Raw genomic sequence first — 7,355 nt, 5'->3', positions numbered from 1 at the left:
CGAATGAAACGGCCGCCTAGTCACCCATTCAGAGCGCGCTGGTTGGGCGTCAGCACGACGCTGCTGATGTTGGGATCGCCCGTGGTCGCCCAGGAATCGCTGCCGTTTCCGCCGAAGCCTTCTGGGAGCAAGGCCGGGCCGACGATCGCGGAATCGACCTACAGCCCCCTGCCGGCGAAGTCGCATCTCCCGGCCAACGCGCCGAACATCGTCGTGATCATGCTCGACGACGTCGGTCCGGCGCTTCCGAGCACCTTCGGCGGCGTGATCGATACACGCACATTGAGCCGCGTTGCCGGAGACGGGATCAGCTATAACCGCTTCCATAATGCCGCGATGTGCTCGCCCACCCGGGCGGCGCTGCTGACCGGGCGCAATCACCATCGCGTCGGCTCCGGCCAGATCACCGAACTGGCGAACGACTGGGATGGCTATTCCGGCCGGATCCCGCGCACATCGGCAACCGCGGCGAAGGTCCTCGGCTATTATGGCTACGCGACGAGCGCCTTCGGCAAATGGCACAACACCCCAGCCAACGAGACCACGGCCGTCGGCCCTTATACGAACTGGCCGGCAGGTCAGGGGATCGGCTTCGATTACTTCTACGGCTTCCTGGCCGGAGAATCCTCGCAATGGGAGCCTGCGGTCGTCGAAAACACGGTCCGGCTGAATCCGTCCGAGGGGAAGAAGGAATATCACTTCACCGAAGACATGACCGACAAGGCTGTCTCATGGATGAAGCAGGTCCACGCGCTGACGCCGGATCGGCCCTTCTTCATGTATTGGGCCCCCGGTGCCTCCCATGGTCCGCATCACATCTTCAAGGACTGGGCGGACAAATATAAGGGCAAGTTCGACGAAGGCTGGGACGTGATGCGCGAACGCGTCTTCGCCCGCCAGAAAGAACTCGGCTGGATCCCGAAAGACACCGAGCTGACGCCGCGGCCGAAGACCCTTGCCGCATGGGCCGATATTCCCGAGGACGAAAAGCCGTTCCAGCGTCGGCTCATGGAGGTGTTCGCCGGATACACCGAACATGCCGATGCACAGGCCGGCCGGTTGATCGATGCCCTGGACGAGCTCGGCATCCGCGACAACACGCTCGTCTTCTACATCTGGGGCGATAACGGCTCGAGCGCGGAAGGCCAGAACGGCACGATCAGCGAGCTCCTGGCGCAAAACGGCATTCCGTCCGAGATCAAGGACCATATCCGCACCATGAACGAGCTCGGCGGCCTGGACGTGCTCGGGTCGCCCAAGGTGGACAACATGTACCATGCCGGCTGGGCCTGGGCCGGCTCCACCCCCTACCGCTCGACAAAGCTGATCGCCGCGCATTTCGGCGGAACGCGCACGCCGCTCGCAGTGTCCTGGCCAAGCAGGATCAAGGCGGACAGGACGCCGCGTCCGCAATTCCATCACGTCAACGACATCGTGCCGACGATCTACGACATCCTGCACATCACGCCGCCGAAGCTCGTCGACGCCGTCAGCCAGGATCCGCTCGACGGCACCAGCATGACCTATTCCTTCGCGTCCCCGACGGCGCCGGACCACAAGAAGGAGCAGTATTTTGAGGTCATGGGCAGTCGTGCCTACTACAAGGACGGCTGGATCGCTTCGGCATTCGGGCCGCGCGTACCCTGGCAAGCGGGCGTCGATCCCTCGATCATGACATGGTCGCCGAAGAACGATGTCTGGGAGCTCTACGAGCTCAACAAGGATTTCTCGCAGGCGAAGGACGTCGCCGCCGCTCATCCCGGCAAGCTCGACGAGCTGAAGAAGGCTTTCGAGGTGAGCGCGAAAGATAATAAGGTCTATCCGGTCGGCGGCGCGCTATGGTCCGCGATCTTCCACCCGGAGGATGCTCCGTCCAACCCCGCCAAGTCGTTCAGCTTCACGCAGGAGGTCGTCGGCGTCCCCGAGTTTACCGCGCCGAAGCTCGGATCACGCAGCAACCTCGTCACCATCGATGCGGATTTATCCGCGTCGACGGCAAGGAAGTCAGCAAGGGGCGCGTCCCACGCTCGGCAGCGCTTACCTTCACTGCCAATGACGCCTTTGACGTCGGCCGTGACAGCTATTCCCCCGTCTCACTTGCGTATTTCGACCGCAAGCCCTTCGCCTTCAACGGCAAGATTCGGCATCTGACGGTCGATTACCTGGACTGAGCGCCGACCAACCGGAGGCGGCGAGCACGATCCTCGCCGCCTCCTTCTTAATTTCGACGGCGTGGAAACGTCTCTCCTTCGAGCCGGAGGGGGCACGTGTCGGTCGAATGCACTGCCGAATTGAAAAAAAGGGAAACTTCATGTTGAAACGACTTGCTCTTGTTCTTGTTGCCGCGGCCGTGATGCCGTTGATCCCGGCTCAGGCCCAAACGGAACTGAGCGCCTATGCCGATAAGAATGGCTACATCAATGTCCAGAAACTGACCTGCGGACAGCTCGCCGGAACGTTCCAGGAAGACGCGAACTTTCTCGGCATCTGGTACAGCGGCTGGTATAACGGACTCGGGAAGAAGTCTTCCGTCAATCTGCCCAGGGTCAAAGAAGGCGTCCATGAGCTGATCGTCTATTGCAAGGCGAATCAAGGATCGACGATCATCAAAGCTATCGATGTACTTTTGAAGGCCGAAAAAGCTCGCCGCGCCGAATGAGGCGACGGTCCGTGTCTGGCAGACTCGGGCACGGACCGTCCTTCATGAGTCATTCGACTGCGTTTCCTCGCAGGGCCGACGCCTCCCAATGCGTTTCGCCAAGGTTCATTTGCCGCTCTTCGGCTCTCCGATCCGTTGGCCCCGCGTCGGCTCTGATGGGAGCCTTCGTGAATGCCGAATTCATCACAGGCGCGCATCTCCTCGTCCGGATTACTTCTTTCTGCGCTTCGGAGCTGCAAGTGACTGTCTCCGAAAGCGTTCCCATAGGATGAAACAGTCATGTCCCTTCTTGACATCTTCGCATGGATCGTACTGGTCGTGCTGGTCTTCAGCATGATCGCCGTCGTGGTCTTCCTCGCCATGCTTCCGGGCATGATAGCCCGGAAGCGCAACCATCCCTGGGTCGAGGCTGTCGCCGCAGGCGGATGGGTAACATTCATCCTCGGCTTCGTGCTGTGGCCAGCCGTCCTGATCTGGGCTTTTGTCGATTGGCCGGCCAAGCCGCGCCTCGGCTCGGGCGGTGAGGCGACTGCGCCGTGATCCTGGTTCTCCTCAATGTCTATCTCGCCCTGCTCTTCATCCTGGTGAAGCTCGGGATCATTCGCTTCAACCTGTTCTGGAAGATCTCGCCGGCCGTTGTCTTCGTGCTCTTGCTGGTCGGCCTGTTCGTGCCGATGAACTGGGGCGCTCCGCAAGGGGCGGCGCTGGTCGTCCGGAATTCGGTAGCCATCGTGCCTGATGTCGCGGGTGAGGTCGTCGACGTGCCGGTCCGGCCGAACCAGCCGCTCAAGGCGGGCGACGTGCTGTTCCGGATCGATCCGGTTCCGTTCCAGTCACAGGTCGATGCCCTCGCCGCGCAGCTCAAGTTTCAGGAGACGAGGTTGGCCGAGATGACCCAGTTGCAGACGCACGGCACGGGACGCGCCTTCGACGTCGAGCAGCGCCAGGCCGAGGTCGAACAGCTGAAAGCTCAACTCGCGGCGGCCCAGTGGAACCTCGACAAAACCGTGGTTCGCGCGCCGACCGACGGCTACGTCACCAATGTCGCGCTGCGAAAGGGAGCTCGTGTCGCGAATCTCCCGCTGGCGCCGGTGATGGCCTTCATCGACACCTCCGAGACGGCCATCGGTGTGGAAATCGCTCAGATCGACGCACGCTATCTCGCTCCCGGCCAGCAAGTCGAACTCACCTTCAAGATGTTCCCGGGCAGGGTACTAACAGGCAAGGTCGAGAGCCTCGTGCAGGCGATTGCCACAGGCCAGGTTCAGGTTTCCGGCGTAGCCGTTGCGCCAAAGGCAATCGCATCAGCGCCCTTCGTCGTGCGCGTCAAGCTTGACGATGAAACCTTTGCCGGGTCGCTGCCTGCCGGGAGCACAGGCGAGGCTGCGATCTTCACGGATCAGGTCAAGCCGACGCATCTGATCCGTAGGGTGCTGCTGCGTCAGGTCGCGATCACCAATTATATTAACCCATTTTGAAGAAGGTTTGTTCTTCCGGTTGCCCCAGTCAGAGGCGCGTCAGGTCCTGCCCTCAATTGTTCGGCAGGAGCAATCCCGGTGTTGTTTTCCGCTATTCAGGGGAGAGACACCTTGAGCCAATTTGGCTGCTCGGCAGCCTGATTATATTTCGAAATGGAATAGGAAGCGACCAGAATGCTCGTGAGAATTGTTATGGCCTCGATGAGCGTCACGTTCCTCGCCCTGACATCGTTTGGGGCGCAGGCCATGCCGACGTCATCCGCCCTGTCGCAGACAAGGACATACGACGTCACAAAGGTCGCGGGCGGATGCGGTGTCGGCTTCTATCGCGGGCCTCTCGGCGGCTGCGTCCGAGGCGGCGGGAGCGTCGTCGTTGCACCGCGCCCCGTTGTTGTCGCTCCCCGGCCTGTTGTGGTCGCTCCTCGGCCAGTCGTTCGGCCGCGTCCCGTCGTCATTGATCGACGGCCAATTGTGATCCGTTAAGCCCTGCGGCGCCCGAGTATCCGAGGTCTCCGAATCCGACGGGACCGCATCACCCGTTCGATCAGGGCAATAAGGGCTCGCAGCCGAGAAGCATAAAGCAGACCCGGCAGATAGCTCCGGAGATGCCCGGGCCGCCAGGCCGAGCGGAACGATCAGGTTGGTCCGGGGTGACTGATCGCCCTGAGTTCTCGTTCTCTGGAGGCGCGCGCACTGGGTCCAAGCGGGTACGTCGATCGAACTGATCGTCGGGAAAGCACGGCTTGGTATCGACGGTTAGGAGAGCCGGTTGGTGCTAGCCGGCGGCGGCGTGCTCGATAACCCGTCCATGAGGTTGGCAAGTGCCGTTTGCTGAGAATCCGGCGGCCCGTTGACAGGCGTGCACGACTGGATTTCCGAAACCGCGTTCGAGTTTGCATTTCCGCACTTTGTTTTAAGGCGGGGAACATCTTGCCCCGCTCCAGCTTCAATGCTTGGCAGGAGTGCAGTCATGCAAATGCAAAAGGAAAGTCCGGCCCGCCTCGACGATGATAGGCTCCTGACTACACCGCAAGAAAGCCCTCTAGCGGCGGATTCGGTTCAGACCGGGCGGCGTGTGAGCGATCAGACCAAGGTGCAGGACGAGGGCAGTGAGGCTAACGACACGCCAGACGGATTGACCGAGATCGAGGAAGCCACGAGACACGCGTCCTAAGACATTCCGACCGGTCAAGGCCCGGAAGGCCTGTTGAATCCGTTCCTGTCTTTGATCGAGGCGGATTGCCTCCGAAGATATAAGGAATCGATCAACCGCCCGTAGCTGTTCCCTGCGCCGACACCGCCCCCCGGAATCGACACATTGCCGGTACGCGGGAAATTTCCGCTGCTTTTGGTCGCATCGCTTTGAGAGAGGTCGATCCGCTTCGAACCATAGCTCGAACGGTTAGGGCCGACTGACCCCATGTCCTAAATGTGCCGCGTTAGAGATGCAGTTGACGCTCGTGGCCGGCGAACGCGAGCGTATGGGAGTTCCGCTCTACAACGATGCGAGTTATCGCGAGGCGTTCACGCGCTCGCGTCACGGTGACGAAACTCACATCGCCGAGACGGGGACATGGCACGGGGGGCAGCTTTGTCATTGCTTGAAAAGTGCGCATACTGTGCATAGATTGTGCGGGTGCTCTTTTGCCAGGAGAAACCCATGTCTGCGCTCGCGCTGCCCGACGTGCTGGAGTCGGTGCATCAGCCCGGAACCTCTGATCTTTCGGCGCCCGGCGTTGCCGGCCTGTTTGGTCTTCAGCTCCAGGATCTCGCCGCGATCGCGGCAGTTCACCGCAACACGATCCGGACACATCCCAATACGCCCAAACTGCAGGCGGTTCTCCGTGATCTGATGCGGGTTCTGTCCGCTGCATCTACAGTGCAGCCCAACCAGGATCGGGCGCTTTTTCTTATCAAGAACGCTCCGATTCCAGCCTTCCGACATAAGACAATCTTGCAGTTAGTCGCGGAAGGACGAACCAATGATGCAATCGACTACCTCGAGTCCGTGAGCTCGGGGTATGTCGGGTGATCCTCAAGGATCTTCCGGCCGGCACGTTGCTGTTCCGGGCTCACACACCGGAGTGGGCTAGCCGGCCAACAAGTGGCGCTGGGGCCGCGCTCAAGGGCGGCCGCTTCAATCGGGAGGGTGTCGAGGCGCTCTATATGTCGCTCGACGAAGCGACGGCGTTGCGGGAGTACCAGCAGACGTCTCCCTTCCTGCCGCCTTGCACGATCTGTTCCTACACGGTGTCGTTGCAGAAACTCGTCGATCTCCGACAACTGAGCCACGGGGAACCGTGGGATGATCTCTGGCATAGCTGGCAGGAAGATTGGCGACACCTGAAGTTCGACCTGCATATCGAGCCTCCGACGTGGGTGCTCGGTGATCTGGTTCTGGGCGCTGGCCACACGGGCATTATCTTTCCGAGCGTGGCCAATCCAGGCGGCGTCAATGTCGTCGTTTTCAACGAGCAGCTGAAGGGCGACAGCAAGGTCGAGGTGAACGATCCGGACGGAAAATTGCCCGATGACAGATCCAGTTGGCACAATCGGCCCTGAGAGCTTGAGCGGTCATCCCTAAAAGGCGTGTTCCCGCTCGTACTCTTCCATGGCGTTGATGAGCTCGACCAGTTCCTTTTCTTCAAGGCTATCTTCGATCGCGTCCGTCAGTTCCTGGACCCTATCCCAAGCTCGCTCGAAGGCATGGGAGTCGGCAATTTCCATTGGGATCTCCCTTGGAAAGCCAGCTGGGATCGTGTTGGTGCGCACTGGCGTCGCTGTGCCGTGCGCGATCCACAGCGCTTCGTGGGTGCTTTCAGTAGACCCTCGTCAATCGGCGTGACAGAGGTTAACTACCACCGTTGGCGCCATGAGTTTGGCGTTTACTTTGCGGGCCCGAATGCTGGCAACCCCACTAAAACCGTCGAAAAATAGACATCCGATTTGACGTAGGTCATGTCTTTTGACGGGCCATCGGCCTATATTTTATGCTTCTCTTCCCTGCTACGACTACGCCGGCCCGTCTTGAACCACTTTTAGTTGCGTGGGGCCACCATGAGGTCAGATCTAAGTCGCGAAAATCTCACTTCGAGCTATGACCAATGTATGGTTTTCTTGAAAAGTGCATTCCTTTGCGCAATCGGCGAAAAGGAAGAAGATCTACGTCTGAGAGATTCCATTCGGAACGCATTTGACAATCTAGATGCGGCACGAAG

Annotated in this window: 7 protein-coding genes and 1 pseudogene; 7 read left to right on the top strand and 1 reads right to left on the bottom strand. The window is 60.2% G+C overall.

Going from position 1 to position 7,355, the window contains the following annotated elements; genetic code table 11:
- Positions 1 to 3 precede the first annotated feature (3 nt).
- The 7 genes and pseudogenes from AB4Z10_RS29715 (at position 4) to AB4Z10_RS29685 (ending at position 6,699) form a co-directional block, all read left to right on the top strand.
- Positions 4 to 2,171: pseudogene (locus tag AB4Z10_RS29715) on the top strand (arylsulfatase).
- Between the two features lie 140 nt (positions 2,172 to 2,311).
- Positions 2,312 to 2,659 carry an HdeA/HdeB family chaperone gene (locus tag AB4Z10_RS29710; protein WP_441473995.1) on the top strand — a complete coding sequence of 116 codons (348 nt, stop codon included), beginning with the start codon at positions 2,312 to 2,314 and terminating at the stop codon, positions 2,657 to 2,659.
- 279 nt (positions 2,660 to 2,938) lie between these two features.
- The gene (locus AB4Z10_RS29705) at positions 2,939 to 3,199 is read left to right on the top strand and encodes a DUF3302 domain-containing protein (protein WP_441473994.1); all 261 of its coding nucleotides are present in this window, start codon (positions 2,939 to 2,941) and stop codon (positions 3,197 to 3,199) included.
- Complete coding sequence (locus AB4Z10_RS29700) at positions 3,196 to 4,137, top strand: HlyD family secretion protein (protein WP_441473993.1); 942 nt, start codon at positions 3,196 to 3,198, stop codon at positions 4,135 to 4,137. The genes AB4Z10_RS29705 and AB4Z10_RS29700 overlap by 4 nt, the downstream gene beginning before the upstream one ends.
- 174 nt (positions 4,138 to 4,311) lie before the next feature.
- Complete coding sequence (locus tag AB4Z10_RS29695; protein WP_441473992.1) at positions 4,312 to 4,620, top strand: GCG_CRPN prefix-to-repeats domain-containing protein; 309 nt, start codon at positions 4,312 to 4,314, stop codon at positions 4,618 to 4,620.
- A gap of 1,177 nt (positions 4,621 to 5,797) precedes the next feature.
- A complete protein-coding gene (locus tag AB4Z10_RS29690; RefSeq protein ID WP_441473991.1) occupies positions 5,798 to 6,169 on the top strand; it encodes a hypothetical protein in 372 nt (123 codons plus the stop codon).
- On the top strand, positions 6,166 to 6,699 hold the full coding sequence (locus AB4Z10_RS29685; protein ID WP_441473990.1) for an RES family NAD+ phosphorylase: 534 nt from the start codon (positions 6,166 to 6,168) through the stop codon (positions 6,697 to 6,699). The genes AB4Z10_RS29690 and AB4Z10_RS29685 overlap by 4 nt, the downstream gene beginning before the upstream one ends.
- Before the next feature lie 18 nt (positions 6,700 to 6,717).
- Here AB4Z10_RS29685 and AB4Z10_RS29680 read toward each other — a convergent pair whose 3' ends face one another.
- Positions 6,718 to 6,864: a hypothetical protein gene (locus tag AB4Z10_RS29680; protein ID WP_441473989.1), complete on the bottom strand. Its 147-nt coding sequence runs from the start codon at positions 6,862 to 6,864 to the stop codon at positions 6,718 to 6,720.
- Positions 6,865 to 7,355 lie beyond the last annotated feature (491 nt).

It is taken from the genome of Allobosea sp. RAF48, assembly GCF_052114025.1.
In the GTDB taxonomy this organism is placed as follows: Bacteria; Pseudomonadota; Alphaproteobacteria; order Rhizobiales; family Beijerinckiaceae; genus Allobosea.
This window is presented reverse-complemented; position numbering and strand designations above follow the sequence as displayed.